General features: G+C 73.3%; 24 protein-coding genes. 11 read left to right on the forward strand and 13 right to left on the reverse strand.

The genetic code is table 11. The annotated features are described in order from the left end of the window. Position 1: 1 nt before the first annotated feature. Positions 2-289, reverse strand: coding sequence for a YiaA/YiaB family inner membrane protein (locus tag ACZ5ID_RS22855; RefSeq protein ID WP_358836023.1), 288 nt, complete (start codon positions 287-289; stop codon positions 2-4). Between the two features lie 59 nt (positions 290-348). Next, positions 349-1,500, reverse strand: a complete 1,152-nt coding sequence (locus tag ACZ5ID_RS22860; RefSeq protein ID WP_406553851.1) for an acyl-CoA dehydrogenase family protein — start codon at positions 1,498-1,500, stop codon at positions 349-351. Between the two features lie 91 nt (positions 1,501-1,591). On the opposite strand from ACZ5ID_RS22860, the gene ACZ5ID_RS22865 reads away from it, so the two are divergent. From ACZ5ID_RS22865 to ACZ5ID_RS22875, 3 genes are all read left to right on the forward strand, one after another. Continuing rightward, on the forward strand, positions 1,592-2,275 hold the full coding sequence (locus ACZ5ID_RS22865) for a TetR/AcrR family transcriptional regulator (RefSeq protein WP_468900885.1): 684 nt from the start codon (positions 1,592-1,594) through the stop codon (positions 2,273-2,275). 18 nt (positions 2,276-2,293) lie between these two features. After that, positions 2,294-2,992 carry an ArsR/SmtB family transcription factor gene (locus ACZ5ID_RS22870; RefSeq protein WP_468900888.1) on the forward strand — a complete coding sequence of 233 codons (699 nt, stop codon included), beginning with the start codon at positions 2,294-2,296 and terminating at the stop codon, positions 2,990-2,992. A 66-nt stretch (positions 2,993-3,058) separates the two neighbouring features. Next, the gene (locus ACZ5ID_RS22875; protein ID WP_468900891.1) at positions 3,059-4,027 is read left to right on the forward strand and encodes a DMT family transporter; all 969 of its coding nucleotides are present in this window, start codon (positions 3,059-3,061) and stop codon (positions 4,025-4,027) included. Positions 4,028-4,059: 32 nt separating this feature from the next. Here ACZ5ID_RS22875 and ACZ5ID_RS22880 read toward each other — a convergent pair whose 3' ends face one another. From ACZ5ID_RS22880 to ACZ5ID_RS22910, 7 genes are all read right to left on the reverse strand, one after another. After that, a complete protein-coding gene (locus ACZ5ID_RS22880; protein WP_468900894.1) occupies positions 4,060-5,139 on the reverse strand; it encodes a Zn-dependent alcohol dehydrogenase in 1,080 nt (359 codons plus the stop codon). A gap of 104 nt (positions 5,140-5,243) precedes the next feature. Beyond that, a complete protein-coding gene (locus tag ACZ5ID_RS22885; protein WP_468900897.1) occupies positions 5,244-6,638 on the reverse strand; it encodes an aldehyde dehydrogenase family protein in 1,395 nt (464 codons plus the stop codon). An 88-nt stretch (positions 6,639-6,726) separates the two neighbouring features. Beyond that, positions 6,727-7,521 carry a class F sortase gene (locus ACZ5ID_RS22890; RefSeq protein ID WP_468900899.1) on the reverse strand — a complete coding sequence of 265 codons (795 nt, stop codon included), beginning with the start codon at positions 7,519-7,521 and terminating at the stop codon, positions 6,727-6,729. Continuing rightward, positions 7,508-8,140: a hypothetical protein gene (locus ACZ5ID_RS22895; RefSeq protein WP_468900902.1), complete on the reverse strand. Its 633-nt coding sequence runs from the start codon at positions 8,138-8,140 to the stop codon at positions 7,508-7,510. The genes ACZ5ID_RS22890 and ACZ5ID_RS22895 overlap by 14 nt, the downstream gene beginning before the upstream one ends. A gap of 159 nt (positions 8,141-8,299) precedes the next feature. After that, on the reverse strand, positions 8,300-9,676 hold the full coding sequence (locus ACZ5ID_RS22900; RefSeq protein ID WP_468900905.1) for a CitMHS family transporter: 1,377 nt from the start codon (positions 9,674-9,676) through the stop codon (positions 8,300-8,302). Between the two features lie 123 nt (positions 9,677-9,799). Continuing rightward, positions 9,800-12,019 carry a molybdopterin oxidoreductase family protein gene (locus ACZ5ID_RS22905; protein ID WP_468900907.1) on the reverse strand — a complete coding sequence of 740 codons (2,220 nt, stop codon included), beginning with the start codon at positions 12,017-12,019 and terminating at the stop codon, positions 9,800-9,802. Between the two features lie 190 nt (positions 12,020-12,209). Then, complete coding sequence (locus ACZ5ID_RS22910) at positions 12,210-12,785, reverse strand: TetR/AcrR family transcriptional regulator (RefSeq protein WP_468900909.1); 576 nt, start codon at positions 12,783-12,785, stop codon at positions 12,210-12,212. A 135-nt stretch (positions 12,786-12,920) separates the two neighbouring features. On the opposite strand from ACZ5ID_RS22910, the gene hmgA reads away from it, so the two are divergent. The 4 genes from hmgA (at position 12,921) to ACZ5ID_RS22930 (ending at position 17,814) form a co-directional block, all read left to right on the forward strand. Further along, positions 12,921-14,240, forward strand: a complete 1,320-nt coding sequence (gene hmgA, locus ACZ5ID_RS22915; RefSeq protein WP_468900912.1) for a homogentisate 1,2-dioxygenase — start codon at positions 12,921-12,923, stop codon at positions 14,238-14,240. A 107-nt stretch (positions 14,241-14,347) separates the two neighbouring features. Beyond that, positions 14,348-15,130, forward strand: a complete 783-nt coding sequence (locus ACZ5ID_RS22920) for a GntR family transcriptional regulator (protein WP_468900914.1) — start codon at positions 14,348-14,350, stop codon at positions 15,128-15,130. A 262-nt stretch (positions 15,131-15,392) separates the two neighbouring features. Continuing rightward, positions 15,393-16,550, forward strand: a complete 1,158-nt coding sequence (locus ACZ5ID_RS22925) for a type ISP restriction/modification enzyme (RefSeq protein WP_468901097.1) — start codon at positions 15,393-15,395, stop codon at positions 16,548-16,550. Between the two features lie 61 nt (positions 16,551-16,611). Further along, a complete protein-coding gene (locus ACZ5ID_RS22930; protein WP_468900917.1) occupies positions 16,612-17,814 on the forward strand; it encodes a CaiB/BaiF CoA transferase family protein in 1,203 nt (400 codons plus the stop codon). Between the two features lie 92 nt (positions 17,815-17,906). On the opposite strand, the gene ACZ5ID_RS22935 is transcribed toward ACZ5ID_RS22930, so the two are convergent. After that, positions 17,907-18,170: a hypothetical protein gene (locus ACZ5ID_RS22935; protein WP_406557014.1), complete on the reverse strand. Its 264-nt coding sequence runs from the start codon at positions 18,168-18,170 to the stop codon at positions 17,907-17,909. 270 nt (positions 18,171-18,440) lie between these two features. On the opposite strand from ACZ5ID_RS22935, the gene ACZ5ID_RS22940 reads away from it, so the two are divergent. Further along, on the forward strand, positions 18,441-20,135 hold the full coding sequence (locus tag ACZ5ID_RS22940) for a serine/threonine-protein kinase (protein ID WP_468900920.1): 1,695 nt from the start codon (positions 18,441-18,443) through the stop codon (positions 20,133-20,135). 18 nt (positions 20,136-20,153) lie between these two features. Here ACZ5ID_RS22940 and ACZ5ID_RS22945 read toward each other — a convergent pair whose 3' ends face one another. Then, a complete protein-coding gene (locus ACZ5ID_RS22945) occupies positions 20,154-20,969 on the reverse strand; it encodes an SGNH/GDSL hydrolase family protein (protein ID WP_468900923.1) in 816 nt (271 codons plus the stop codon). Between the two features lie 321 nt (positions 20,970-21,290). Between ACZ5ID_RS22945 and ACZ5ID_RS22950 the strand changes: the two genes are divergently transcribed. After that, a complete protein-coding gene (locus ACZ5ID_RS22950; protein WP_468900926.1) occupies positions 21,291-22,394 on the forward strand; it encodes a DUF5925 domain-containing protein in 1,104 nt (367 codons plus the stop codon). A 111-nt stretch (positions 22,395-22,505) separates the two neighbouring features. On the opposite strand, the gene ACZ5ID_RS22955 is transcribed toward ACZ5ID_RS22950, so the two are convergent. Next, positions 22,506-22,880, reverse strand: coding sequence for a GntR family transcriptional regulator (locus tag ACZ5ID_RS22955; RefSeq protein WP_468900928.1), 375 nt, complete (start codon positions 22,878-22,880; stop codon positions 22,506-22,508). Positions 22,881-22,988: 108 nt separating this feature from the next. Here ACZ5ID_RS22955 and ACZ5ID_RS22960 point away from each other — a divergent pair, with 108 nt between their 5' ends. Next, entirely contained in the window at positions 22,989-23,525 is a 537-nt protein-coding gene (locus ACZ5ID_RS22960) for a ribonuclease FAU-1 family protein (RefSeq protein WP_468900931.1), read from the forward strand. A 132-nt stretch (positions 23,526-23,657) separates the two neighbouring features. Beyond that, on the forward strand, positions 23,658-24,668 hold the full coding sequence (locus tag ACZ5ID_RS22965) for a lytic polysaccharide monooxygenase auxiliary activity family 9 protein (protein WP_468900934.1): 1,011 nt from the start codon (positions 23,658-23,660) through the stop codon (positions 24,666-24,668). Here the strand turns inward: ACZ5ID_RS22965 and ACZ5ID_RS22970 are convergent. Beyond that, complete coding sequence (locus ACZ5ID_RS22970) at positions 24,658-25,539, reverse strand: esterase/lipase family protein (RefSeq protein ID WP_468900937.1); 882 nt, start codon at positions 25,537-25,539, stop codon at positions 24,658-24,660. The two genes, ACZ5ID_RS22965 and ACZ5ID_RS22970, sit on opposite strands and share 11 nt — an antisense overlap. Positions 25,540-25,691 lie beyond the last annotated feature (152 nt).

A 25,691-nucleotide genomic window follows, 5' to 3' on the forward strand; every position in this document is an offset into this window, starting at 1 on the left:
GCTACAGCTTCTGGAACGGGTCGTGCTCGGCGAGCAGCTTCTCCAGACGGGCCTGGTCGACCCGGCTGACGATCTGCCCGGCCTCCTGGCGGTCGCGGACCACCTTGGCGAGCGTGAAGGCGGAGGTGACGAGGTAGAGGACGGCTATCCCCAGGAAACCGCGCACCCAGGCGTCGGCGTGGAGCCGGGTGATGCCGATCGCCGTGGCCCCGAGGGCGAGGGCGAAGGACGCGACGGCCTGTCCGTAGTACGCGGCCGTGTTCTGCTGTTTGACCGGTGTCTCACTCATGGGCCCAGCATGCGGCGGATGTGTCCGGTGCCACATCCGCTCCCGTACTCAGGACGTACTCAGAAGGCCGAGACGCCCGTCTCCGCGCGGCCGATGATCAGCTTCTGGATCTGGCTGGTGCCCTCGTACAGCGTCATCACGCGCGCGTCGCGCAGCAGCTTGCCGACGGGGTACTCGTCGATGTAGCCGTAACCGCCGTACACCTGGAGGGCGTTGTTGGCCGCGCGCACGGCGGCCTCGGAGGCGAAGAGCTTGGCCTTGGAGGCGGCGGTGGCGAACTCCTCGCCCCGGTCGATGAGATCGGCGACCCGCCAGGTCAGCAGCCGGGCCGCGTCCACGTCCACCGAGATGTCGCTGATCAGCTCCTGCACCAGCTGGTAGTGGGCGATGGACCGGCCGAACTGCTCGCGCTGCCCCGCGTACGCGACCGCCGCGTCCAGCGCCGCGCGGGCGATGCCGACACAGCCCGCCGCCACCGACATCCGCCCCTTGGCCAGCGCGGACATGGCGATCGAGAACCCCTTGCCCTCCGGTCCGAGCAGCGCGTCCGCGGGCAGCCGGACGTCCTGGAGGACCACTTCCGCGGTCGCCTGCCCGCGCAGACCGAGCTTGCCGTGGATGGGGCGCCGGCTCAGGCCGGGGGTGTCGGTAGGCACCAGGAAGGCGGAGACCCCGCGGTGGCCGGGGGTGTCGTTGGTGCGGGCGAAGAGCAGCACCACATCGGCCCAGGTGCCGTTGGTGATGAACATCTTGGAGCCGTTGATCACGTAGTCGCCGCCGTCGCGGACCGCCCGGGTCGCCAGGTTCCCGGCGTCCGAGCCGGTCCCGGGCTCGGTCAGCCCGAAGCAGCCCAGCGCCTCGCCGGAGGCCAGCCGGGGCAGCCAGGCGCGCTTCTGCTCCTCGCTGCCCCAGTGCGCGAGGGTCTTGGCGACCAGGCCGAGCGAGACGGAGACGATGCCGCGCACCGAGGAGTCGCCGCGCCCGAGCTCCTCGGTGACCAGGCAGTACGCCAGGTGGTCACCGCCCGAGCCGCCGTACTCCTCGGGGAGGGTGAGCCCGAGGAACCCCAGCGCGCCGAGCTTCTTCACGATCGACCGGTCGACGTTCTCGGCGCGGTCCCAGGCGGCGGCGTGGGGGGTGACCTCGCGGGCGACGAAGTCCTCGGCGAGCCGCCGCACCGCGGCCTGCTCCTCGCTCAGCTCCAGGTTCATCCCGCTCGCACCCCAGGTAGTCCGGGCGGCCGGTCGGCCACCATTTAATTACCACTGCTAGTTTTCTGCGCGCAGGCCTACTATGTGCCGCATGGCCCGACCGCGCAAGCCCCTCCTCAGCCACGACCGCATCGTCGCTGCGGCGAGCGCGCTCGTGGACGCCGAAGGGCTCGCGGCCGTCTCCACCCGCCGCCTCGCCGCCGAGCTGGGGGTGAGCGGCCCCTCCCTCTACAACCACTTCCGCACCAAGGACGAGATCCTGGAGGCGGTGGCGGACGCGACCTCGGCCCAGGTCGACCTGTCGATGTTCGAGGCGGACGACGGCCGCGACTGGCGCACCGCGCTGCACGACTGGGCCGTCTCCTACCGCGCGGTCCTCACCCGCCACCCCCATATCGTCCCGGTGCTCGCCCAGGGCCCCGGCCGCCGCCCGGCCGGCCTGCGGCTCGCGGACGCGGTCTTCGGCGGGATGGTCGCGGCGGGCTGGCCGCCCGCCCAGGCCACCCGCATCGGCGCGCTGATGCGCTACTTCGTCATGGGCTCGGCCCTGGGCTCCTTCGCCCGCGGCTTCGTGGCCGACGAGAGCGCGTACGACCCGGCCGACTACCCCCACCTCGGCCAGGCCCATCTGCTGGCCGAGCGCCAGGAGGAGATCGACGAGGGCGCCTTCGGGACCGGGCTGCGCGCCCTGCTGGACGGCCTCCAGACGCAGTACGACGCACTGCCCGGCCGCCCCGGCCGCCGCGCCCACGGTTCGGCCCCGGCCGAACGGTGACGGCGGCATCCTTGAGGTATGACAACCACGACGGGATCCGGACTGGCCGCGTTCGCCTCGCTGCTCGCCGACGAGACCCGGGCGGCCTTCTGTCTTGCGCTGCTGGACGGGCGGGCCTGGACGGCCGGTGAGCTGGCGCGGCACGCGAAGGTCGCCCCCTCCACGGCCAGTGAGCACCTGGGCAAACTGGTGGCCGGCGGTCTGCTCCGCGAGGAGCGGCAGGGGCGGCACCGGTACGTACGCCTGGCCGACGCCGGAACCGCCCATCTCGTCGAGGAACTGGCGGCCCGGACGGCGGCCCCGGACCGGCCGCGCACCCTGCGGGCCGCCTCGGCGGGCAGCGCGATGGCCCGCGGGCGCACCTGCTACGACCACCTCGCCGGCCGCCTCGGCATCGCCGTCACGGACGCGATGACGGTACGGGGCCTGCTCACCCAGGACGCCGGGTTCGCGCTGACGCGCGAAGGGGTGCGCTGGTACCGGGAGTTGGGGCTCGACCTCGCCTCCGGGGGCAAGCGCCCGCTGGTCCGGTCGTGCCTGGACTGGACCGAGCGCCGCCCGCATCTGGCCGGGGTGGCCGGAGCCGTGCTGTGCGCGCACGCGCTGGAGGCCGAGTGGTGCGTACGGATCGGGTCCGAGCGGGCGGTGCGGGTGACGCCGGCGGGCGAGGAGGCGCTGTCGGAGCTGCTCGGGGTGGAGAAGGCGAGCCTGCGGTGACCCGGGAACAGGGCGGCGGCCGATAATTCGGTGAGCGCCGAACAGTTGCGGCCGTACCGTCGTCACATGACGAACTCCTCGCACACCGGCCGCCGCTCCGAACGGCTCGCCCTCGCCGCCGCCGGAGTGTCCGTGGTGCTGTGGGCCTCGGCCTTCGTGTCGATCCGCAGCGCCGGTGACGCCTACTCCCCCGGGGCGCTCGCCCTGGGCCGCCTGCTCTCGGGCACCGTGGTGCTCGGCGTGCTGATGGCCGTCCGGCGCGAGGGGCTGCCGCCGCGGGCCGCCTGGCGCGGCATAGCCCTCTCCGGACTGCTGTGGTTCGGCCTCTACATGGTGGTGCTCAACTGGGGCGAGCAGCAGGTGGACGCGGGGACGGCCGCGATGATCGTCAACATCGGGCCCATCCTGATCGCCCTGCTCGGCGCCCGCTTCCTCGGCGAGCGGCTGCCGCCCCGGCTGGTGGCGGGCATGGGCGTCTCGTTCGCGGGCGCGGTGGCGGTCGGCCTGTCGATGTCCGGCGGGGGCGGCGCCAACGTCCTGGGGGTGGCGCTGTGCCTGCTGGCGGCTGTGACGTACGCGGCCGGAGTGGTGGCGCAGAAGCCGGCGCTCGCCCACGGCAGCGCGCTCCAGGTCACCTTCTTCGGCTGTCTGGTGGGGACCGCGGTCTGTCTGCCGTTCAGCGGGCAGCTGGTGGCGGACGCCGCCGGCGCGCCGGTCCCGGCGACCCTGAACATGGTCTATCTCGGTGTCTTCCCGACCGCGCTCGCCTTCACGACCTGGGCGTACGCCCTGGCCCGTACGACGGCGGGCCGTATGGGCGCGACCACCTACGTGGTGCCGACGCTCGTGGTGCTGATGTCCTGGCTGCTCCTCGACGAGGTCCCCGCCTGGCTCACCCTCGTCGGCGGCGCACTCTGCCTCGCGGGCGTGGCGGTCTCCCGCTCCCGCCCCCGGCGCCGTACGGACCGTACGGAACCGGTGGGCGTGAGCGTCCCGGTGGTGCCGGAGCCGGAGGCCGCGGGCGGGACCTGCTAGGGCGTGCAACACGCCCTGGCGGGCGGGGCCCGTCAGAAGACCACCAGGGCCCGGCCGCCCCGGCCCGCGAGCATGTTCTCGAACGCGGCCGGGATCCCGTCGAGCCCGATCCGCTCCGAGACCATCGCCCCCAGGTCCAGCCGCCCGGCCCGGACGTGCTCGGCGAGCACCGGCAGGTCGCGGGCCGGGTCGCTGTTGCCGTAGACGCAGCCGGAGAGCGTACGGCCCCAGTGGAAGATCTCCAGGGCGTTGAAGGAGACCTGCTGGTCCTTGCCGCCGATGCCGACGACCGTGGTGCGCCCGCCGCGCCGGGTGGACTCCCAGGCGGCACGGATGGTCACCGCGCGTCCGACGCACTCCACGGCCACGTCCACGCCGTGGCCGCCGGTCAGCCCGCGGATGTCCTTGGCGGTCGTCTCCGAGGCCACGACGAAGTCGGTGGCGCCCGCCCGCCGGGCCAGCTCCTCCTTCGCCGGGGAGACGTCGACCGCCACGATCCGGGCGGCGCCCGCGATACGGGCCGACTGGACGGTGGCCAGGCCCACGCCGCCGACACCGAACACCGCGACCGTCTCGCCCTCGCGCACCCTGGCCGAGTGGTGGATGGCGCCGTAGCCGGTGAGGACCGCGCAGCCGAGCAGGGCGGCCTCGGTGAGCGGGATGCCCTCGGGCAGCGGCAGCAGACAGTTCTCCGCCACCACCGTCTCCTCGGCGAACGCGGCGACGTTGAGACCGGGGTGGAGCTCGGTCCCGGCCGCGGTGCGCGCGTACACCGCGCCCGCGCCGCTCAGCGCGTTCACGCAGAGCCAGACCTCGCCCAGCGAGCAGGGGTGGCACGCGCCGCACGAGGGCGCCCAGTTGAGCACCACGCCGTCGCCCGGCGCCACCGAGGTGACCCCCTCGCCCACGGAGACGACCGTGCCGGCGCCCTCGTGGCCGAGGACGGCGGGGACCGGCACCCGCATGGTGCCGTTGGAGAGCGACAGGTCGGAGTGGCAGACCCCGGCGGCGGCGAGGCGGACCCGCACCCGGCCGGGGCCGGGCTCGGGGAGTTCTATCTCGGTGACCTCCAGCGGGGAACCGATGGAGGGAAGGACGGCGGCGCGGACCACGAGGTGCTCCCGGGTTCGGAAAGTCGGCAGGGGCTGGGCGTCGGAACTGGCGTCGGAACGGGTCGTCGGAATCGGGTGCCGGAGGTGGGTGTCGGGGCCGGGGGTCAGAACTGCAGGGACTTGGTCTGGAGGTACTCGGCCAGGCCGTGCGGGCCGAGCTCGCGGCCGACGCCGGACTGCTTGTAGCCGCCGAACGGGGCCAGCGGGTTGAACCGGCCGCCGTTGATGTCCACCTGGCCGGTCTCCATCCGCCGCGCGAAGGCCACGGCCTCGGCCTCGTCCCCGGCCCAGACCGCGCCCGCGAGCCCGTACACGGTGCCGTTGGCGATGCGCAGCGCGTCCTCCTCGTCCTCGTAGCGCAGCAGCGAGAGGACCGGGCCGAAGATCTCCTCCTGGGCGATGGTCATCTCCGGGGTGACGTCCGCGAAGACGGTGGGCGCCACGTAGTACCCCCGCTCCAGCGGGGCCCCGGCGCCGCCCGCGACCAGGCGGGCGCCCTCCGCAACGCCCTGCTCGATGTAGCCGCGCACCCGCTCCCGCTGCCGGGCGCTGACCAGCGGGCCGACGCGCTCGCCCACCGGGTACTTGGCCACGGCCGCCTTCGCGAGCTCGACCGCCTCCTCGTACCGGTCGGTGTGGACCAGCATCCGGGTCCAGGCGCTGCACGTCTGCCCGGAGTTGCTCATGACGTTGGCGACACCGACGGCGACGGCCTTGGCGAGGTCGGCGGAGGGCAGGATGACGTTGGCGGACTTGCCGCCGAGCTCCAGGGCGACGCGCTTGACGGCCCCGCCCGCCGTGGCGCCGATCCGCCGGCCGACGGCCGTGGAGCCGGTGAAGGAGACGAGGTCGACGCCCTCGTGCGCGGCGAGTGCCTGGCCGGCGACCGGGCCGAGACCGGTGACCAGGTTGAACACCCCGGCGGGCAGGCCCGCTTCGTGCACCGCCTCGGCGAAGAGCCGCGCGGTGAGCGGGGTGTCCTCGGCGGGCTTGAGCACGACCGTGCAGCCCGCAGCGAGCGCCGGCGCGACCTTGGCGACGATCTGGTGCAGCGGGTAGTTCCAGGGCGTGATCGCGCCGACCACGCCGACCGGCTCGTGGAGGACCGTGGAGTTCCCGATCCGCTCCTCGAAGGGGTGGCCGGCGGCGAGTTCGGCGTACGAACCGGCGACCGCGATCGGCAGGCCGACGTGCACCTGCCGGGCGAACTGCTCGGGCGCCCCGAGCTCGGCGGTGACGGTCGCGGCGATCTCGTCCGTGCGCGCGGCGAGCCGGTCCCGCAGGGCGGCGATCAGCGCGGCGCGCCCGGCGGGCGGGGTCGCGGCCCAGCCCGGCAGCGCCGCGCGGGCCGCGCGCACCGCCGCGTCGACGTCCTCGGCGGTACCCGCCGGGACGTGGGCGATGACCCGCTCGTCCGCCGGGTTCACCACGGCGATCGTGTCGCCACCCGCGGCGGGCGTCCACCGGCCGCCCGTGTACATCCCGTCGTGGACCTTCATCGCGCTCCTCCTGGGTCTGGGACAGTGCACCCAAACTAGCGCCGGTAGTTTTCCGGCACCAGGGGCGCCCGGCCCCGGCAGGAGGAGGCTATGCGGTCCGCCCGGGGCCCCGGACGGCGGTCAGGTGGGCGAAGACCACGACATTGCCCTCGTAGCCCTTCTTGCGGTCGAACTTTCCGCCGCAGGTGATGAGCCGCAGTTCGGGCCGGTTCCGCGGGCCGTACACCTCCTCGTCGGGAAAGCCCGCCTTGTCGTACTTGCGGACCGCGTCCACCGTGTACACCGCGGTCCGGCCGTCGGCCCGCCGGACCTCGACCGGCCGGCCGGGCCGCAGCATCGAGAGGTTGGCGAAGACGGCCGCCCCGGTGCGGGTGTCGCGGTGGCCGACGGCGACGGCCGTGCCCGCCTCGCCCGGGGTGGGGCCGCCCTGGTACCAGCCGACCAGCTTGGGGTCGTCGACCGGCGGGGTGGCCAGGTGGTGCGCCGGGTCGAGCCCGAGGCCGACGACCGGCGCTTTCAGGCTGAAGTACGGGATGGCGAGGGCGGTCGCCCTGGACGGCGGCAGGGGCCGGGGCGGGCGGGGAGCGGCGGGCCCGGCGGACCGGCCGCGCCCGGCGGGGCCGCCCGCACCGGGGCGCCCGGCCCCCGGCTTGGCGCCCGCGACGGCCGGGGGCCGCCTGTCCCCGTCGCCCCCCGTGGGGGCCGAGGGCGCCGCCGCGCCCCCGGCCCCCGCGGCGCCCACGGCGACCGGTGCGGGAGACCCGTCGTCCTGGGACCACCAGACGCCGCCGACGACCAGGGCCGCGGCCAGCGCCGCCGTCCGCGTCAGCCGGTAGGCGCGGGTGCGGTGGAGGGGCCTGGGGGAGCCGTTACGCGTCGCCATGGCCGCGCCGGCGCAGCCGTCGCACGAAGAGCGCCCCGGAGAGGCCCACGAGACCGAGGGCAGCCGCGCCCGCCGCCGGGGAGACCCCGTCGGTGAGGCCGCCGTCGTTCCCGGCCAGTCCGCCGCCGCCGGCGTTCGGGCCGCCGTTGGGCAGGATGCTCCTCGGGACGCCCGAGGGGCCGGTGACCGGGCTGCAGTCGACCTTGAAGACCTTCGTCTTGCCGGCGCCGTTGCCCCCGACGATGTTCCAGGTGAGCTTGTACTGGCCGTCGGGGAGGGTCAGCGGCAGGGTGTGGCCGACGCCGGTGGGCAGGGCGATGGCGCCGTTGAGGGCCGCGCCGCCCGCCCGCAGCGGCTGCGTCTGGATCGACCAGCTGATGTTCTGCTTCGGGTCGAAGTTGAACCCGTCGAGGTAGAACCCGCAGACCTTGGGCTCGTTGCGCTGGTCGGTGAACGGGGTGCCCAGGTTGTGGATCTTCACGTCGCCGTTGTCGCCGGGGGCGGCGTGGGCGACGGGCGCCCCGGCCAGGGCGGCTCCGGCCAGCCCGAGGGCGAGGGCCGCGGCGGCGGTGAGGGCGGGGCGGCGGACGGTGGGGCGCGGAGGTGAGGAGGCAGACATGCGCTTTCCTTCGAGTCAGATTGTCATATAAATCGACCTTTCGTCTGACTCTCTTTCACATCCGCCCCGCGAAACGGCGGAGCAGCGCCGGACGAACCGCTCGATATCGCCCGTCCGGCGCAACGCCCCGCGTCCGGGGCCTCGTATCCGGCTCCCCCGTCAGATGATCCCGAAGAGGATCCCGGCACCGAGGACCACCAGTGAGGTGAGCACCGCCCACTTCACCGTGAAGCGGGTGTGGTCGCCGAACTCGACCTTGGCCATGCCCACCAGGACGTACACCGCCGGCACCAGCGGACTCGACATGTGCAGCGCCTGCCCGACCAGCGAGGCGCGGGCGATCTCCAGGGAGGAGACGCCGTGCGCGGCCCCGGCCTCCGCGAGGACCGGCAGGACGCCGAAGTAGAAGCCGTCGTTGGACATGAAGTACGTGAGAGGCAGGCTCAGGACGCCGGTGACCAGCGCCATGTGCGGGCCCATGGCGTCGGGGACGGCGCCGACCAGCCAGTCGGCCATGTGCTTGACCATGCCGGTGCCGTTGAGGACCCCGGTGAAGACGGCCGCCGCGAAGACCATGCCCGCCACGTTGACGACGTTCTCGGAGTGGGCGGCGATCCGGGCCCTCTGGTCGGGCATGTGCGGGAAGTTGACGGTGAGCGCCAGCGCCGCGCCCAGCAGGAACAGCACCGGGATCGGCAGCCACTCCATGATCATGGCGGTGAGCAGTGCCACCGTGAGGGCCGCGTTGAACCAGTACAGCTTGGGCCGCAGGGTCGCGCGCTCGGGGTCGAGCCCCTGGAACCCGGGGGTTTCGGAGCTCCGCGCGCCCCCGTCGGCCGCGGCCGGGCGCGGCGGCTCGGAGCCGCCCGCCGCCACCAGGACGGTCTCGCTCTCCGGCTCCAGTGCCTCGTCGAGCGAGAGGTAGCCGAGCCGCCCGCGCTCGCGGCGGCCCAGTACGTACGCGAGGACGAAGACCGCCACCAGACCGACCGCGAGGGCGGGGATCATCGGGACGAAGATGTCGGACGCGTCGAGCTTGAGGGCGGTGGCGGCGCGGGCGGTCGGGCCGCCCCAGGGCAGGGTGTTCATCACGCCGTTGGCGGTGGCGGCCACTCCCGTCATCACCACCAGGCTCATCCCCAGCCGCTTGTACAGCGGGTACATCGCGGAGACCGTGATCATGAAGGTGGTCGAGCCGTCGCCGTCGAGGGAGACGATGGCGGCGAGCACCGCCGTACCGACGACCACGCGCACGGGGTCGGCCTTGCAGAACCGCAGGATGCCCCGGACCACCGGGTCGAAGAGGCCGACGTCGATCATCACCCCGAAGTAGATGATCGCGAACATCAGCATCGCGGCGGTGGGCGCGAGCTTGCCCACGCCGTCGACCACGTAGTCGCCGAGGTGGGCGCCCTTGCCCACGAAGACGCAGAAGAGGGCGGGGATCAGAACCAGCGCCGCGATGGGCGACAGCTTCTTCATCATGATCAGCACCAGGAAGGTAGCGATCATGGTGAAGCCTAGGACGGTCAGCATGGAGGACACCTAACGTTCACCCTTGAACTCCCGCCAGGGGGCTGGCGGTGCGGATGACGTTAGGGCGGTCCTTCCGGCGTCAGCAAGACGTTGACGTGTGAGCAATACGAGCAAAACCCCAGGTCAACGAAGTGCGACCAGCTCGACGGGGAAGCCGTTGAGCACCGCCGTCCCCGACAGCGGGTCCAGCCGCGAGCCGTCGAGCAGCTGGTTGACATTGACCCCAGGCCGCCCGGCGGCGACCCCGAGGCGGGTCTCCGGGCGGTCGTGGCCCCAGCCGTGGGGGAGGCTGACGACACCGGTGCGGACCGAGTCGGTGATCTCCACGGGCGCCGTCACCTCGCCGCCGTCCGCCGTGACGCGCACGGAGTCGCCGTCGCGCAGACCGAGGCGCGCCGCGTCCTCGGGGTGGACGTGGAGGGTGCAGCGGTTGGAACCGCCGTTCAGGGACGGGATGTTGTGCAGCCAGCTGTTGTTGGAGCGCAGGTGCCGCCGGCCGACCAGGACGAGCCCGTCGGGCCGGGCGTCGAGCGCCGCGCGCAGCCGGGGCAGGTCCTCGGCGATCGGGGCGGGCAGCAGCTCGATCCGCCCGCTGCGGGTCCGCAGCACCTGCGGCAGCCGGGGTTTCAGGGGCCCGAGGTCGATGCCGTGCGGGTGGGCGAGCACCCGCTCCAGGTGGAGGCCCCCGGGGTCGGCGCCGAAGCCGTCGCCGTACGGGCCGAGCCGCAGCATCATGTCGAGCCGCCGCTCGGGGCCGCTCTCGCCGGTCAGCTGCCCGGCTAGCTCCCGCGGGTCGCGTCCGTACACGGCCGAGTGCGGGTCGGCCACGGCCTTGCCCAGGGTGCGTTCGACGACCATCGCGTCCACGGCGTCCGGCGGGGCGCCGTGCATCCCGGTGGCCGCGAGGACGAGCCGGGCGTGGATCTCGCACTCGTCGAGCCTGCCCTCGGCGAGCGGCACGGCGGCCCGGGTGTAGCGGACCTGGTTGCGTACGGCGAGGGCGTTGAAGGCGAAGTCGAAGTGGGCGCTCTGCGACGGCGGGGGCGGCGGCAGCACGACATCGGCGTGGCGCGAGGTCTCGTTGAGGTACGGGTCCACGCTGACCATGAAGTCGAGCCCGTCCAGCGCGCGGTCGAGCCGGTCGCCGTCGGGGGCGGAGAGCACCGGGTTCGCCGCGCACACGATCAGCGCCCGGATCTGCCCCTCCCCCGGTGTCTCGATCTCCTCGGCGAGGGCCGCGGTGGGCAGCTCCGACTTGGCCTCGGGGTGGCCGCCGACCCGGCTGCGCCAGCGGCCGATCTCGAAGCCCCGGCCGGGTCCGGCCGGGCGCGGGGCGCGGTCGGTGGCGGAGAGCGGGAAGAGCGCGCCGCCGGGCCGGTCCAGATTGCCGGTGAGGATGTTGAGGACGTCGACGAGCCAGCTGGCCAGGGTGCCGTGCTCCACCGTGCAGCTGCCGATGCGGCCGTAGACGGCGGCGGTGGGCGCCGCCGCGAGCTCCCGGGCGAGGACGCGGATCTCGTCCGGGTCGAGGTCGCAGGCCGCCCCGACCGCCTCGGGGGTGAACTCCCGTACGGCATCGTGGACTTCGGGCATTCCCTCCACCACGTCCGCGAGTTCGCCGGGCGAGGTGAGCTTCTCCTCGAAGAGGACGTGGGCGAGCGCGGCGAGCAGCAGCGCGTCGGTGCCCGGCCGGGGCGCCAGATGGCGGTCGGCGAGCTTGGCGGTCCGGGTGCGGCGCGGATCGACGACCGTGAGGGTGCCGCCGCGCGCCCGCAGGGCCTTGAGTTTCCCGGGGAAGTCCGGGGCGGTGCACAGACTCCCGTTGGACTCCAGGGGGTTGGCGCCGAGCAGCAGCAGATGGTCGGTGCGGTCGAGGTCCGGCACCGGTATGGCGAACGGGTCGCCGAAGAGGAGCCCGCTGGAGACGTGCTTGGGCATCTGGTCGAGGGTGCTGGCGGTGAAGAGGCTGCGGGTGTGCAGGGCGCCGAGCAGGACGGGCGGGTAGAGGGCGCCGGCCATGGTGTGGACGTTGGGGTTGCCGAGCACCACTGCGACGGCGTCGGCGCCGTACGTCTCGACGACCGGCCGGATCCGCTCCGCGACCAGGCCGAACGCCTCGTCCCAGGTCGCCTCCACCAGTCTGCCGTCCCGGCGGACCAGGGGCGCGGTGAGCCGGTCGGGGTCGGCGTCGATCTCCCCGAACGAGGCGCCCTTGGGGCAGATGAACCCCTGGCTGAACACATCGTCCCGGTCGCCGCGGGCACCGGTGACCCGGGTTCCCTCGACGGTCAGGGTCAGCCCGCAAGTGGCTTCGCAGAGGGGGCAGATGCGGAGTGCGGACATGGGGGGTCCTCCCCGGGGCGGCGGGCGGGTGACGCACGGGCGATCCCGAGCATACCGACCGGTAGGCATGGTGACGAGGGCCATGACGCGGTGCGCCGGGCGCGCGTGCCGGGCATCGGGGCGCGGGAGGGGTTCGACACGGCACGGGCGAGGGGCGAAAGGGCACAGCCGGGGGCCGAAGGACCGGCCCTCAGCCCAGCGTCCTGGCCAGATACGCGTGCAGCAGCTCCCGGGTCTCGGACACGATGCCCGGGTCCCCCGCCGGGTCGGTACGGAAGGCGAGCCGCAGCAGGGCGTCCGCGGCCTCGACCGCCACCAGGATGGTCAGCCGCAGCTCCGCGTCGGGGGCGCGGCCGAACTGGGCCGGGAGCAGTTCGGCGAGCCGCTCGGCCAGCAGGTGGTTGGCGTCGGCGGCGGGGTCGGCGACCGGCTGCGGCCCGCCGAAGTCCACCAGGTTGAAGCCGGGCACGGTCTTCTTCAGGACCAGGTACTCGTCCAGCACCGCGTCGATCGCCCCGCGCCAGTCCTCGGCCTCGATGGTGGCGAGCCGGGCGCCGACGATCTCCGCGAACCGGTCGAGGTTGCGGGCGGCGAGCGCCTCGGCGAGGGCCCGTTTGTTGCTGAAGAAGCGGTACACCGAGCCGATGGGCACGCCCGCCCGCTGGGCCACGGCCCGGGTGGAGAGGTCCTCGTAACCGGTCTCGTCCAGCAGTTCGGCGCAGGCGTCCAGGATCCGGCTGAGGCGCTCGGCACTGCGTCGCTGCACGGGTGCGCGGCGGAGGTTCGCATGGGGCACGGCCCCATCATGCCGCCCTCGGCCGGTTCTGCCGTTGACGCGGTCCGATCCTAATCCTACGGTGACCCATAGGATTGCAGGATTCTTCAGCGGCGGGAGCGGCGGATGACCACCAGCAGCGAGCAGGCCAGGAAGACGGCACAGGCGCTGTCGTACTCCCCGGGGTTCGGTAACGAGCACAGCTCGGAGGCGGTTCCCGGCGCCCTGCCGCATGGCCGGAACTCGCCGCAGCGCGCCCCCCTCGGGCTCTACGCGGAGCAGTTGAGCGGCTCCGCGTTCACCGAGCCCAGGGCGCACAACCGCCGCTCCTGGCTGTACCGGATCACGCCGTCCGCCGCCCACCCCGCGTTCGTCCGGACCGACAACGGCCGGCTGCGCAGCGCGCCCTTCACCGAGACCGTGCCCGACCCCAACCGGCTCCGCTGGAACCCGCTGCCGGAGCCGGCGGCCGGCACGGACTGGCTGGCGGGTCTGTGGACGCTCGGCGGCAACGGCGACGCCACCCAGCGCACCGGCATGGCCGTGCACCTCTACCACGCCAACGCCTCCATGGACCGGGTCTTCAGCGACGCGGACGGCGAGCTGCTGATCGTCCCCGAGCGCGGCGGACTGCTGCTGCGCACCGAGTTCGGCCTGCTCGCGGCAGGTCCCGGGGAGGTCGCGCTGATCCCGCGCGGGGTGCGCTTCCGGGTCGAGCTCCTCGACGCGACGGCCCGCGGCTATGTGTGCGAGAACTACGGGCAGCCCTTCCAGCTCCCCGACCTCGGCCCGATCGGCGCCAACGGCCTCGCCAACGCCCGGGACTTCCTCGCGCCGGTCGCGGCCTACGAGGAGGTGACGGGTCCGGTGGAGGTGGTCAACAAGTTCTGCGGCAACCTGTGGAGCGCGCGGTACGACCACTCGCCGCTGGACGTGGTCGCCTGGCACGGCAACCATGTGCCGTACGTGTACGACCTGCGCCGCTTCAACGTCATCGGCACGATCTCGTACGACCACCCGGACCCGTCGATCTTCACGGTCCTCACCTCCCCCTCCGACACCCCGGGCCTCGCGGGCGTCGACTTCGTGGTCTTCGCGCCGCGCTGGCTGGTCGGCGAGGACACGTTCCGGCCGCCGTACTTCCACCGCAATGTGATGAGCGAGTACATGGGCCTGATCGAAGGCGCGTACGACGCGAAGGCGGAGGGCTTCGTTCCCGGCGGCGGCTCGCTCCACAACATGATGTCGGCGCACGGCCCCGACCGGGAGACCTTCGACAGGGCGAGCGCCGCCGAGCTGAAGCCGCAGAGGATCGACGACGGCCTCGCGTTCATGTTCGAGACGCGGTGGCCGGTGACGGCGACGGAGCAGGCGGCGTCGGCGGAGCACCTCCAGCGGGGGTACGACGAGGTGTGGCGGGGGCTGGAGCGCCACTTCCGCGCGTGACGCGCGCGCCGGCGGTCCCGGCGCGCGCGGTACCGTCCGCGTGCCCGGTGCGGCCGGATCCTGAGCCACACCTTCCGCCGCGCCCCAGAGCCTGATACGGAATGCCCGTGACCTCCTCGACCCCCGCACCGCCCCCGGCCTCCTCCTTCGCTCCGGACTCACTGGTCCTGAACCGCAAGCTGCCACTGTGGTACCAGGTCTCGCAGTCCCTGCGGGCGTCGATACTGGGCCGCACCCCCGACGCCTCGCTGCGACTGCCCACCGAGGAGCGGCTCGCCGCGCACTACGGCGTGAGCGTGCTGACCATGCGGCAGGCGCTGAAGGAGCTGGAGGAGGAGGGGCTGATCACCCGGCACCGGCGGCGCGGCACGTTCATCGAGCCGGCCGCGCGGCGGGGGGCACCGGTGCGGCTGCTCGGCTCGATCGACGCGATCGTGGCGCAGCAGTCGGGGGAACCGACGACGGTGCTGGGGCACGGGGCCGGGCCGGTGCCGGGGGAACTCGCGGAGTACTTCCCCGACTGCGACTCGGTGGTCACCTACCGCCGTCTGCGCCGCGACGGCGCCAGCGGCGAGCCCGCGAACTGGGCGGAGAACGCGGTCCGCCCCGAACTCGCGGCCTCCATCGACGTCCGGGACCTCGAACGGTGGCCGATGACGAAGGTGCTGCGGGATTCGGTCGGGGTCAGGATCAGCCGGATCACCGACACGGTCGAGGCGAGACTGGCGGACCCCCGGACGGCGGAGCTCCTGGAGGTCCCGCTGCTGTCACCGATCCTGCACTACACGGGGGTGTCGTACGACGCGGCGGGCCGGGTGGTGGACGTGGCCCGGATCCGGTACCGGGGGGACCGTTTCGCCTTCTCGGTCACGGTGGAGGCGTCGCGGTAGGGCGGGCTCTCGGCGCGGATGCTCTGTGGCTGAGCGTGGGGTTCGCCTGCGGGTGCTCTGTGGCGGGTCGCGCAGTTCCCCGCGCCCCTGGGTGGTTGGGGGCGCGGGGAACTGCGCGAGCAACCCTCCACGGTCCGCAGCCGAACAGGGGCCGGGGGCCGGGGGCGCGGCCCCCGGAAGAACCGCCTCACCCCCACCCACCGCCCCCACCCCCCTAGCATGGGCCCCCGTGAGTGACGACCTGCAGCCGCTCGACGACCTGATGCCCTGGTCCGTGGCCCCCCTGCGCCCGGGCCGCCCCTGGGTCACCGCCCCGGACGCCCGCACGCTCGGAACCCGCTGGGCCACCCTCGTCCAGGCCGACGCCCCCACCCGCGAACGCCTCTTCCGCCCCACCCGCCCCCGCACCCTCCACACCCGCGTCCCCGCGCTCCCCTCCCCGGGCCACACCGGCACCGCCCCGCTCGCCCTGGAAGCCGGCCCCTGCCCCGCCCCCGTCCGCTTCACCCACGGCGCCTTCGACCAGCAGTGGCTGATACCCGATCACCGCCTCCTGGACGCCGCCCGCCCGGAGCTGTGGCGCGTCGCCGACGAGCGGCAGCTGTTCGCCGTGGAGCAGGGGTACGTGCCGAAGGCCACCGGGCCCGCCCTCACCGTCTCCGCGCTGCTCCCCGACGGCCGCTCCCCGGCCGGCCGGGGAGGCCGCATCCGCCCCCTCTACCGCCGCCCGGGCGGCGCCGAGCCCAACGTCGCGCCGGGCCTGCTCGCCCTGCTCGGCAAGGAGTACGGGCGCCAGGTCGCCCCCGAGGACCTGTTCGCCTGGGTCGTGGCCGCCGCCCTGCCCTCCCCCGCCGGGTGCGTACTGCCGCTCACCCCCGACCCGGTCCTCTGGGCGCGGGGCGTGGAGCTGGGGCACCGGATCACCGCGCTGACCGTGCGCGGGGCGCGCGGCGGCGAGAAGCCCCGGCTGCCCGGCGGCCGGCGGCCGTATGTGCGGGCCGCGATCCCGCCCCGCCCCGACACGCTGCGCTACGACGCGGAGGACGAGAGCCTGTATCTCGGCGAGGGCCGCGTCTCCCCGGTGCCCCGGGCCGCCTGGGAGTTCGAGGTGGGCGGGGTGCGTGTGCTGGAGGCGTGGTTCGAGGAGCGGACGCGGAGCGGCGAGCCGGGAACCCTGGAGGCCGTACGGCCCGCGTCCTGGCCGCAGGAGTGGACGTCCGACCTCCTTGAGCTCGTCACCGTCCTGGCCCTGCTCGACGAAGTCCGCCCGGACCTGCGGGAGCTGGCGGACGGTCCCCGCCTCGCCCGCGAACGGCTGGTCGAGGCACGCGTCCTGCCCGTACCGCCGTCGGCCCGCCGCCCCGCCTCCGTACTCGACCATCCGGAAGAGGGCCCGGACGGGCAGCTGGCCCTCCTCTGAGGAGCGCCGCCGCCGAGCCGCCCGTGACAAAAGTGCCCCATACACGATAAGCACGGCTCCCATGAGCACTCCGCAGCCCCAGCCCCTCCCCCTCGACGGCATCACCGTCGTCGCCGTGGAGCAGGCCGTCGCCGCCCCCTTCGCCACCCGCCAGCTCGCCGACCTCGGCGCCCGGGTCATCAAGGTCGAGCGGCCCGACGGCGGCGACTTCGCCCGGCACTACGACACCGCCGCCCGCGGCCTCGCCTCGCACTTCGTCTGGTGCAACCGCGGCAAGGAGTCGATCGCCCTCGATCTGAAGGACCCGCGCGGACTGGACGTCCTGCGGCGGCTGATCGCCGGGGCCGATGTGTTCGTGCAGAACCTGGCGCACGGGGCCGCCGCCAGGATGGGCCTGGACGCGGCCACGCTGTGCGCCGCGCACCCGCGCCTGGTCGCGGTCGACATATCGGGGTACGGGGCCGACGGCCCGTACGCGCACAGACGGGCGTACGACATGCTCGTCCAGTGCGAGGCCGGGCTCGTCTCGGTGACGGGGACGCCGGAGCAGCCCGTGAAGGCGGGTGTCCCGGCCGCCGACATCGCCGCCGCCATGTACGCGTACTCGGGCGTCCTCGCGGCGCTGCTGCGCCGGGGCACGACCGGCCGGGGCGGCCCGGTGGAGATCTCGATGCTGGACGCGCTGGCGGAGTGGCTGGGCCATCCGCTGCACCATGTGATGCACGGGGGGACGGAACCGGCGCGCACCGGCGTCGCGCACGCCGTCATCGCCCCGTACAACGCCTATGCGACGGCCGACGGCCAGGTGCTGCTCTCCGTACAGAACGACCGTGAATGGCGCAGACTGGCCGTACAGGTCCTGGAGCGACCGGAGTTGGCCGATGATCCGGCGTACGCGACCAATACCGCGCGGACCGCGCACCGGGGGCGGACCGACAAGGCGGTCGGGGACGCGCTGGCCCCGATGACGTCCGCCGAGGCGGTGACGCGGCTGGATGCGGCGGGCATCGCCTGCGCCCGGCTCAACACGGTCGCCCAGGTCGCCGCGCATCCGCAGCTCGCCGCGCGCGACCGCTGGCGGGAGGTGGACTCGCCGGTGGGCCCGCTGCGGGCGCTGCTGCCGCCGGTCGGTCTGCCGGGCGGCCCCGAGCCGCGGATGGGGGCGGTGCCGGCCTTGGGCGAGCACACCGAAGCGCTGCTGCGAGCCCTGGGGATGACAGAGGAGCTGACAGCAGCGCTGCGCCGGGACGGCGTGATCGCCTGAGCATGGATCAGAAAGTCAAAGGGTTCTCGGGAATCCGGTTTCCCGGGGTGCCGGATTCTCGGGAAGTCACTGATCGTGGGCTGTCGTGGACTTCAGCCGCGGCTGCCGAAGAGCGAGCGGCGAAGGCGCCGCAGCGGGGCGAAGAGCGAGACGCGGGCGCTCTTGCTCCTCCGACTGTGCGCGATGTCACGCGAGGTCAGCTCACGCATCAGCAAGGTCGCCTCGGCCGACTCCCGCAGCGGGACGGCGGGACCGCCCAGCACCGAGAGATGGCGGTCGAGCCGCGAGCTGGTCGCACTGCTCCCGCAGGTGATGGCAGGTACTCGCGCCCTGCTGCGCACTGTTATCTGTTCCATGTCACTCCCCACCCATACGAGGGCACCCGGCCCCGGGCAGGGTAACCCTATCGCCCCCGCGTCACACTCGTGTATCCCGGTGGTGGGATTCACCTCTCCCGAGGAGGGGTTGACAGAAGCACCCGGTTACTCTCTGAATATGCCTGATTCCAGGGCGAGTTGGACAGTGCGTCCAAGGGGGCCGCTACCGCGCTGACCTGAGCTAACGTGGAGAGGATCCGCGGTAGTTGGTCGTCTTGTGGTCGTCCCGTCGCCAAGGAGGCCCCGCCAGTGAGCGAAGTGCCGGGCAGCGAACAGCGCGTGATCCAGGGACGCTACCGTCTGCTCTCCCCGCTCGGCCGCGGCGGCATGGGCGAGGTGTGGCGGGCGCGCGACGAGGTGCTGGGGCGCGAGGTCGCCGTGAAGGAGGTACGAGCGCCGGCCGGGCTGGACTCCACCGACGAACAGCGGATGTACGCGCGCCTCGAACGCGAGGCGTGGGCGGCGGCCCGGATATCGCACCGCAATGTGGTGACGGTCTACGACGTGGCGACCCACGAGGGCCGCCCCTGGATCGTGATGGAACTCGTACGGGGGCTCTCGCTCTCCGAGGTGCTGGAGGCGGACGGGCCGCTCACCCCGCGGCGCGCCGCGCACATCGGCGCCGAGGTCCTCGCGGCCCTGCGCGCCGCGCACGCGGCCGGGGTGCTGCACCGCGATGTGAAGCCCGCCAACGTACTGCTCGCCAACGACGGCCGGGTGGTCCTCACCGACTTCGGCATCGCCATGGTCGCGGGCACGTCCACGCTCACGATGACCGGTGAGGTGATCGGCTCGCCCGAGTTCCTCTCCCCCGAACAGGCGCTGGGGCGCACCCCCGGGCCCGCCTCGGACCTGTGGTCGCTGGGCGTGCTGCTGTACGCGGCGGTCGAGGGCAGCTCGCCCTTCCGTCAGTCCACCCCGCTCTCCACGCTGCGGGCCGTGGTGGACGAGGAGCTGCCGCCGCCGCGCCGGGCGGGTGCGCTCGCGCCGGTGATCTCGGGGCTGCTGCGCAAGGACCCGGCCGGGCGTCTGTCGCCGGAGGACGCCGAGCGCCAGTTGCGGGTGGTGGGGGCGGGCGGTGAGGTGCGGGACATCCCACCGCCGTTCCCCGGCCCGGAAGGCGTCCCCACCGTCGTCACGGGCATGCCCGGCGCCGACCCCACGGCGCCGCCGCCGACCCGGGTGGCGCCGGGGACGTACGGCCCGGCGGCCGACGAGGAGCGGCCCCGCCGGAGCGGGGCGGGGGTCCTGCTGGTGGCCGGCGTCCTCGTCCTGCTGCTCGCGCTCGGCGCCCTGGTCTGGGCGCTGGTGCACAGCGGGGGCGACTCGGAGGCCGGGAAGAGCACGGCCGCGACCTCGGTGCCGGGCCCGGCCTCGCACTCCGCCCCGCGCGGCGGCGCCGCCACGAGCCACGGCGCCACCACCGGCGCCGCGAGCAGCACCAGCCCCGGCCCGAGCGGTTCGGCGACGCCCGCGCAGTCCGTGCAGGTCTCCCTGCGGAGTCTGCGCGGAAGTTACCGGGGAACGTGCCCGCCGCCGGACGACGCCGCCCCGGCCGTGGTCGCCACCTTCACCATGGGCCGTACGCCCGTGGACGTCCAGTACCGCTGGGTGACGGCGGACGGGGAGTCGTCCGACCCGGGCTGGAAGACGCTGGACTTCGGGTCCGGCGCAGCGAGGAGCAGGCAGGTGCGGCACGTCGAGTCGGGGTACGGGGCGGCCGGGACCACGCGGAACGCGGTGCGGCTGGAGGTGCGCTCACCGGTCGCGGCGACGTCCAACTCCGTGGCCTACGCGATCACGTGCGAGAAGGAGACCCCGACGAGCGGAGCCCCCTCCTCACCCAGTTCTTCTGCTTCTTCGGCTTCTTCGGCTTCTTCTGCTTCTTCTTCCGCTTCTTCCACGCAGCCGGCGGGCGATGGCTCCGGTCCGCCCGCCGGCTGAGGTGACGCGGGGTGGGGATCAGGCCGCGTTGGCGAAGGTGGGCAGGTAGCCACCGGACTGGCCGGCGGCGGTGGGGTGGTAGGACTCGCCGATGTTGGTCCAGACGAGGCTGTTCAGCCAGGAGCTGCTGGAGCAGATCTCGTGGTTGGTGAATGCCGGGACGACCGAGGCGAAGCTGTAGCCGTGGTCGGCGGCGCGCTTGGCGGTGACCGTGTTCAGCTCGTCCGCGGCGCTGTTGATGGCCGCGCGCGAGGTGTCGCTGAGTCCGAGGAAGCAGCTGCCGCCGATCTTGTAGAAGTGCGGGTAGCCGATGACGACGACGTGGGCGTTGGGGGCCTTGGCTCTGATCGCGTCGTAGACGGAGTCGAGCTTCGCGGGCAGGACGGTGTCGGCGTAGGTGCGCGCCTGGTTGATGCGGTTGAGGCAGGTGGACTGCGAGTTCAGGACGCAGGTGGTCATGACGTCGGAGAAGCCCGCGTCATTGCCGCCGATGGTGATCGAGACGAGGTCGGTGGCGGAGTTGAGCGGGCCGAGCTGACCTGCCTTCACATCGTCGGTGGTCGCGCCGGAACAGGCGGTGAAGGCGAACGAGGCGGGGGCGTGGGACGCCGCCCACAGGGACGGGTAGGCCTTGGGCGAGCGCTTGCAGGAACCACTTGAGCTGTCGTACGTACCGGTTCCCACTCCCGAGGAGTAGGAGTCGCCGAGCGCCACGTAGTCGGTGCCCGCGGCCTGGGCGTGGGTCGCGGCACTGGCCACGCCTGCCCCGGTGAGGGCGAAAGCGGCGGTCAGGAAGATCGACGACACATGGGCCGTCATACGGGAGAGCTTCATGTGGGGGCCTCCTAGTGCGGGATATCCGCCACAGATGTGGTACCAGCGAGTAGGGATCACCGGAAGTGGACATGCCAAGAACTTTCAGAAATACGCTCCTACGGGGGAACCCCTGACCATGAGTTCCCGTCAATTGACCTTGGCAGCACGGAACTTCACTGCACGCCCCTTGCCCCGGCGGGCCTGCGGGGAGTGCGCGCGGCGCCGCCGGCGGTGCCCGGGCGGAAGGACTCCTGGGGGGCGCCCGCTACCGCACGGCTCCCCCGGCGCCCCGGCCCAACGGGACAAAACACCGTGCACGGCGGGGCGTGTTGCCGGATCATGGAAGCCATGTCCGCGAACCCTGAAGCAACGCTGCCGATCCGGCTGAACGTGGACGACAGCGACTCCCCCTCCGATGTCGTCGACGCGCTGTTCCTCGGCCGGTTCGCCACGGGCGAGCAGCCCTTCTCGCACAGCTCCTCCATCGACCGCGTCAAGAAGGGCGCCAGCCTGCTGCCGCCGAGTGCGTCCGTACTGCGCGCGGCGCGCGACGACGACCGCAGCGCCACGCTCGCCGAGGGCGAGGGCTGGACGCTGCTCGTCTCCCGCTGGAACCGGGGCGCGGACGTCACGGTGACCGCGACCAGCGAGGAGCTCGCCGAGCGCGTGCTCAAACAGGCCACCGAGGGCGCGGAGGACGAGCCGGAGCCGGTCCCGGAGAACGTGACCATGGGCTTCTGGTACGTCTCACCGCGCCGCGGCCCGCACCGGACCACCCGTCAGATCGCGGCCGGTACCTGGGACGAGGTCCGCCCCAACTACACCGCCCCGGTGGCCGAGGCGATGGACCGCCTGATGAAGGTGACCCCCGACGACATCGCGGGCCGGCTGCTGCTCCTCCACGGCCCGCCGGGCACCGGCAAGACATCGGCGCTGCGCACGCTCGCCCGCTCCTGGCGCGACTGGTGCCAGGTGGACTGCGTACTGGACCCCGAGCGCCTCTTCAACGACGTCGGCTATCTGATGGACATCGCGATCGGTGAGGACGACGGCTCGGCGAAGGGCCGCTGGCGGCTGCTGTTGCTGGAGGACTGCGACGAACTGATCCGGGGCGAGGCCAAGCACACGGCCGGGCAGGCCCTGTCCCGGCTGCTGAACCTGACGGACGGTCTGCTCGGCCAGGGGCGCAACGTCCTGGTCGGCGTCACCACCAACGAGGACCTGGAGCGCCTGCACCCCGCGGTCGTCCGCCCCGGCCGGTGTCTGGCCCGTATCGAGGTGGGCCCGATGACCCGCCGCGAGGCGGTCACCTGGCTGGGCACGGAGGAGGGCGTCGGCCGCGAGGGCGCGACCCTCGCGGAGCTGTTCGCACTGCGGCGCGGGACGGCGCCGCCGAGCGTCCCGGATCCGAGGGAGAACGCGGACGCGGGGCTGTACTTGTAGGAGGGGTTGGAGGGGTTGGAGGGGTTGGAGGGGTTGGAGGGGTTGGAGGGGTTGGAGGGGTTGGAGGGGTTGGAGGGGTTGGAGGGGTTCCAGAGGGGTTTGCAGGAGGGGTCAGTCGCCGTACACCGCCCGTACCGCGTCCGCCACCGCCGCCTGCGCGGCTTCGCGGCCGAGGCCCAGGCGCCGCACCTCCTGGGCGTACGTCCGGGCCGCCGCCGCGGCCCGGCGCTCCGCCGCGTCGCCCGCCGCCGCGACGAACGTGCCGTTGCGGCCACGCGTCTCGATCACCCCGTCCGCCTCCAGCGCGCGGTAGGCCTTGGCCACGGTGTTGGCGGCGAGCCCGAGCTCCTCGGCGAGGCCGCGCACGGTGGGCAGTTTGTACCCCACGGGCAGCACCCCCTCCCGGGCCCGCTCGGCGATCTGGGCCCGCAGCTGCTCGTACGGCGCGTCGGGGGCTTCCTGGTCAATGACGATCTTCAGGGTCACAGGCCGATTCTGCCCCTCCCGCGCGCGGGACGAAAATGGGAGGCGCCCGCAACGCCCCGCGCGTAGCGTCCGACGCGATGTCCGACGACTGCGCTACGGAGACATGTCTTGTCCGCGAACTTGGCTGAACCCGGCTCCGCCCTCACCGTCACTCTGGTCAAGGGCGGCCGTACGAAGATCGGCTACCCGGCGACGGTGGTGTCCGACGACGGCGTCCGGCTCACCGTCCGCGCCCCCTGGGCCGCCGACGGCGTCCGCGACTTCGGGTTCGTCCGCTTCGAGCCGGGCGATGTCTTCACCGAGCACTACTGGCGGCACCGCTGGTACGCGGTGAAGGAGGTCCGGGCGGCCGACACCTCGCTCAAGGGCTGGTACTGCGACATCACCCGGCCCGCCGTGGTGCGTGAGGGGGCGCTGGTCGTCGAGGACCTGGACCTCGACCTCTGGGTCTCCGCGGACGGTACGACCGTGCTCCGCCTGGACGAGGACGAGTTCGCCGAGAGCGGTCTGGCCGACCGCGACCGGCAGGCGGCGGACCGGGCCGTACAGGCCCTGGACGAGCTCGAACTCCTGGCCCGGCGGGGCGGACTCACGGCGTTGACCGGCCAGTCGTCCGGGCCGGCGCGGGAGAACGGCTCTTCTTAACCGGCTCTCAGTCGTCCCTTAACGCGGCCATAAAGATCGCCGTCTCCCGCTCCCAGCAGCCGTTTTCGCGTGATCCGGCGGCTAGCGTGCTGCACGCCCACCCCCCGTGCAGCACCGAAGGAGAACGCCACGATGACCGCTCGTCGCACCGCCACCGCCGCCGCCCTGGCCCTGGCGCCGCTCGCGCTGACCGGGCTGGCGGCCGGTCCTGCCGCCGCCCACGGCTCGATGACGGACCCGGTCAGCCGGGTCTCCGCCTGTTACGCCGAGGGGCCGGAGCACCCCCGCTCGGCCGCCTGCAAGGCGGCCGTCGCCCTCGGCGGCACCCAGGCGCTCTACGACTGGAACGCGGTCAACATCGCCAACGCTGCGGGCCGGTCGAAACAGATCATCCCGGACGGCAGGCTCTGCAGCGCGGGCAACGACAAGTACAAGGGGCTCGACCTGGCGCGCGCCGACTGGCCGTCCACCCGGCTCAGCCCCGGGCGGCACACCTTCCGCTACAAGGGCACGGCTCCCCACAAGGGCACCTTCGAGCTGTACCTCACCAAGGACGGCTACGACCCGACGAAGCCGCTGAAGTGGTCGGACCTGGAGGCCGCGCCGTTCGCCAGGGTGGCGAACCCGCCCATGAGCAACGGCGACTACGTCTTCGACGCCACGCTGCCCGCCAAGTCGGGCCGCCACCTCGTCTACTCGGTCTGGCAGCGCTCCGACAGCCCCGAGGCCTTCTACACCTGTTCCGACGTGGTGTTCGGCAAGGACAGCGCCTCCGGGTCCGCCCCGGCCCCGACCGCCTCGGCGCCGACGCGGCGGCAGATCGAGGACGGCGCCGCCAAGTCGACGGTGGAGCACCACGGTCACGGTGACGACGACGCCAAGACCGGTGCGGGCGCCCCGGCGCGGCCTGCGGCCGGCCAGGGCGAACCGGGCGGCGCCGGGAAGCGGTCGGGCAACGCGCCGCACACCGACAGTGTGGCCGCGGCTCCGGCCGCCAGCGCCGTGCCCCGCACCGAGAACCTCGCCGAGACGGGCGGCAGCGGGTCCACCCCGTATCTCGCGTTCGGTGGTGCGGGGACGCTGGCCGCCGGGGCCGTGTTGCTCCTGCTGGCCGCCCGCCGCCGGCGCGGTTTCAGCCGATGACGGACGCGCAGGTGGTGGGGGTGGCGTGCGCGGGGTCGAGCGCGTTGACGACCTCGTGGTAGGTGACGCGGTCGGTGAGGCCCATCGCCACGTGCTCGGAGAGGTCCAGGGCGCACTTGTCCTGGATGAGGACGTTGTCGACGTCCGGGCCGTTCAGGAACTGGGTGCGGTACGGGGTGACGACCTCGTCGTACCGGCTGGTGATGACGGTGTAGTGCACTCCGGGAACGGTGTCGCCGCCCGCGTTGAGCTTGGTCAGGAACGGTGATCCGGCCACCTGGTCGGCGAGGCCGGGGGTGCTGAGTCTGAGCAGGTCCTCGGCGCCGGGGAAGTAGGGCAGCAGCGCGGTGAGGCCGAGCAGGGTGGTGCCGTGGTTGTCGGGCGCTATGCCGACCAGGGCGTTCACCTTGGAGGCGCCGCCCAGGAACTTCAGGTACCAGCGCGGCATCATCCCGCCCTGGGAGTGGCCCACGAGATCGGCCTTGGGGGCGCCGGTCGCCGCGAGCACCCGGTCCACGAAGCCGGCGAGCTGTCCGGCCGACTTGTCGATGGGGCCGAGGCCGTCGAAGAGCGGGACGCCGGGGAGCTGGCCGTAGTCGAGGGAGAAGACGCAGTAGCCCCGGTCGACCAGGTACGGGGCGAGGGCCAGCCAGTTGTCGACCGAGTTCCCGAAGGTGCCGTGGACCAGGACGACGGGGCGCGGGTGGGCGGCGGAGGGCTTGCAGGAGTAGTCGTTCCAGCCGCTGGTGGGGGCGGCGGTCTGGGCGTGCGCGGCGGTCGCGGGCACCAGGGCGGCGGCGGCGAGCAGCAGGGCTGCCAGCGGACGGGCGGACAGACGTCTGCGGGGGCGGCGGATCCTGGAGGGCAGCATGGGGTGAACTCCTTGCGGCTCAGGGGGAGTTGTGGGGGTATGCGCCCTGTGATCCGGACCACAAGTGTTGTTCTTTCGCCAAATTACGCACCAGTAGCCGGAGAGTGAAGTTACGCGTCAGTAAAAACTGCCGTGCCCCCGGTGATTGACTG

The organism is Streptomyces sp. NPDC031670, from assembly GCF_055580545.1.

Coding starts and splice junctions, on each gene's coding strand:
- ACZ5ID_RS22855 (WP_358836023.1), bottom strand. CDS start 289: ATGAGTGAGACACCGGTCAAACAGCAGAACACGGCCGCGTACTACGGA.
- ACZ5ID_RS22860 (WP_406553851.1), bottom strand. CDS start 1,500: ATGAACCTGGAGCTGAGCGAGGAGCAGGCCGCGGTGCGGCGGCTCGCC.
- ACZ5ID_RS22865 (WP_468900885.1), top strand. CDS start 1,592: ATGGCCCGACCGCGCAAGCCCCTCCTCAGCCACGACCGCATCGTCGCT.
- ACZ5ID_RS22870 (WP_468900888.1), top strand. CDS start 2,294: ATGACAACCACGACGGGATCCGGACTGGCCGCGTTCGCCTCGCTGCTC.
- ACZ5ID_RS22875 (WP_468900891.1), top strand. CDS start 3,059: ATGACGAACTCCTCGCACACCGGCCGCCGCTCCGAACGGCTCGCCCTC.
- ACZ5ID_RS22885 (WP_468900897.1), bottom strand. CDS start 6,638: ATGAAGGTCCACGACGGGATGTACACGGGCGGCCGGTGGACGCCCGCC.
- ACZ5ID_RS22890 (WP_468900899.1), bottom strand. CDS start 7,521: ATGGCGACGCGTAACGGCTCCCCCAGGCCCCTCCACCGCACCCGCGCC.
- ACZ5ID_RS22895 (WP_468900902.1), bottom strand. CDS start 8,140: ATGTCTGCCTCCTCACCTCCGCGCCCCACCGTCCGCCGCCCCGCCCTC.
- ACZ5ID_RS22900 (WP_468900905.1), bottom strand. CDS start 9,676: ATGCTGACCGTCCTAGGCTTCACCATGATCGCTACCTTCCTGGTGCTG.
- ACZ5ID_RS22905 (WP_468900907.1), bottom strand. CDS start 12,019: ATGTCCGCACTCCGCATCTGCCCCCTCTGCGAAGCCACTTGCGGGCTG.
- hmgA (WP_468900912.1), top strand. CDS start 12,921: ATGACCACCAGCAGCGAGCAGGCCAGGAAGACGGCACAGGCGCTGTCG.
- ACZ5ID_RS22925 (WP_468901097.1), top strand. CDS start 15,393: ATGCCCTGGTCCGTGGCCCCCCTGCGCCCGGGCCGCCCCTGGGTCACC.
- ACZ5ID_RS22930 (WP_468900917.1), top strand. CDS start 16,612: ATGAGCACTCCGCAGCCCCAGCCCCTCCCCCTCGACGGCATCACCGTC.
- ACZ5ID_RS22935 (WP_406557014.1), bottom strand. CDS start 18,170: ATGGAACAGATAACAGTGCGCAGCAGGGCGCGAGTACCTGCCATCACC.
- ACZ5ID_RS22945 (WP_468900923.1), bottom strand. CDS start 20,969: ATGAAGCTCTCCCGTATGACGGCCCATGTGTCGTCGATCTTCCTGACC.
- ACZ5ID_RS22950 (WP_468900926.1), top strand. CDS start 21,291: ATGGAAGCCATGTCCGCGAACCCTGAAGCAACGCTGCCGATCCGGCTG.
- ACZ5ID_RS22965 (WP_468900934.1), top strand. CDS start 23,658: ATGACCGCTCGTCGCACCGCCACCGCCGCCGCCCTGGCCCTGGCGCCG.
- ACZ5ID_RS22970 (WP_468900937.1), bottom strand. CDS start 25,539: ATGCTGCCCTCCAGGATCCGCCGCCCCCGCAGACGTCTGTCCGCCCGT.